At 59.1% G+C, this 1,902-nt stretch carries 1 protein-coding gene; it reads right to left on the reverse strand.

The annotated features are described in order from the left end of the window. Positions 1–89 precede the first annotated feature (89 nt). Positions 90–1,499 (reverse strand): group II intron reverse transcriptase/maturase, encoded by a 1,410-nt coding sequence (gene ltrA, locus C8J33_RS26775; protein WP_132665933.1) that lies wholly within the window; start codon positions 1,497–1,499, stop codon positions 90–92. Between the last annotated feature and the right edge of the window lie 403 nt (positions 1,500–1,902).

A 1,902-nucleotide genomic window follows, 5' to 3' on the forward strand; every position in this document is an offset into this window, starting at 1 on the left:
TGGTCGAGTAGCTATGCCATTCGGCTTCGCCCTCACAGATCCGGGCGGGCGGATTTCCCGCACCCGGCTCTTCCCGAGAGTAACCCGCGTCATCTCCTGGCCTGCGCCCAAGTTCGAGTAATACGTGGGACTGGCAGCGCGAAGCGTGCGGTGAGGATTTCAAATTCCAACCAACCCATTCGCCGGCTTTTCTGACTTCGCCGCCTCATGCAGCGGAACCATATGCGGCGTGTTTGCTGGTAGAAACCGTTGAGCGCGGGATAGTTATGCGGCCTGCCGTAGTAGCCGTAGTGTCCACGCAGCACAGCGGCAAGCCACTTGTGCTGGGTAGCCAACGTCATGTGCATGTGCCGCCATGCTCCCTCGCGCAACGCCTTCAGCTTTCGCGTCAGGCGTTTCCCTTCCGTCTTGTGCTTCACGATAAACCTGCCATCACGGGTCACTCCACAGTAGTGAATAAAGCCCAGGAAGGCGAAGGTCTCGGGCTTTCGCTCGCCACGCCGCTGCCGAGTCAAAGCCGCGAACCTGCCAAACTCGATCAGCCGCGTCTTGCCTTCGTGGAGCGCTAGGCCAAAACTGCCTAGTCGCTCCTTGAGGGCCAGAAGCATATTCAGCGCATCATCCTTGTTTTCGAAGCCCATAACGAAGTCGTCGGCGTAGCGCACGATCACAATTCGGCCGCGTGCATAGCGTCGACGCCATTGATGAACCCACAGATCGAGGATGTAGTGCAGAAAGATGTTGGCGAGGAGCGGACTAATGCCAGCTCCTTGCGGGGTACCCTTGTCAGTCTCATACGTCTCGCCGCTCTCAAGGATTCCCGCCCGCAGCCACAGCTTGATAAGCTGGAGGATACGGGGATCGGCTATCCTGTACGCCACCATCTGCAACAGCCACTCGTGGTCAACCGAGTCAAAGAAGCTGCGGATGTCGGCATCGAGCACCCAGTTCATGCGCTGGCTCATGATCGCTGTATGCAATGCATCCAGTGCCATGTGCGGGTTGCGCCCTGGCCTGAAGCCATAGGAGAACCCGCAAAAGTCGGCCTCATAGACGGCACTAAGCACTTCAGCGACCGCGCCCTGGACGATCTTATCCTCCAAGGTCGGCACTCCAAGTGGCCGTTTTCCGCCATCGGCTTTTGGAATGTAAACACGTCGCACCGGCTGTGGCCGGTAGCGACCCGTGTGGACCCGTTCGCAGAGATCGTGAAGATTTTGCTCCAACCTCTCTTCGTACTTCGCCACAGTCATCCCATCGACGCCTGCGCTTGCCTGCCGTTTTTGCCGTCTGAATGCACGATGAAGCGCATTCAGATCGACGTGATGCAGCAGTGCAGTGAACCGAGTTCGGGCAACCTGTCTGGCTGCCGCGTTCACCCGCTCGAGGTTTGGCATCAGGACAACCCGGCTCTGTGTCCGGACCCTGGCCTCCTCTTGCGAGATCCTCTCGGGCCGATCCCTTCCCTCCACGCGTTTCGTTTCCTTCAACGGTTTCATTGGTACTATGAACCAGTCCGACTCCCGACCTCAGCTCGGTCAACAACTCCGGCAGTGCCTTGTTGCTGCCCCCCACCAGAGACCAGTCTGGCGGACCCGGTCGGGCCTCTCATGTTCCGATAACTGCCTTCCATACGTGATCCGGCCATCGACCCCGACGGAGCGGCATCATCTCGCATAACGACGATACGCGTGTTGCCTTCGTGTTTAGGGAACACACTCGGCCTCCGTGAACATCCACCTTTCGAGGCTCATTCCCGCACCCCGCATGGCTCCTGTCTACACTTCAGACCCCGCGTTACCGCGACGCCCGCAAGACTCGGTCCCGGCTTGCCCGCTAAGGCTTTGGCCGGATGGGACTTGCACCCACAAGCAGTTATCAGCTTGGCATGACGTACTCCCA

The organism is Rhizobium sp. PP-CC-3G-465, from assembly GCF_004343445.1.
In the GTDB taxonomy this organism is placed as follows: Bacteria; Pseudomonadota; Alphaproteobacteria; order Rhizobiales; family Rhizobiaceae; genus Ferranicluibacter; species Ferranicluibacter rubi.

Coding starts and splice junctions, on each gene's coding strand:
- ltrA (WP_132665933.1), bottom strand. CDS start 1,499: ATGAAACCGTTGAAGGAAACGAAACGCGTGGAGGGAAGGGATCGGCCC.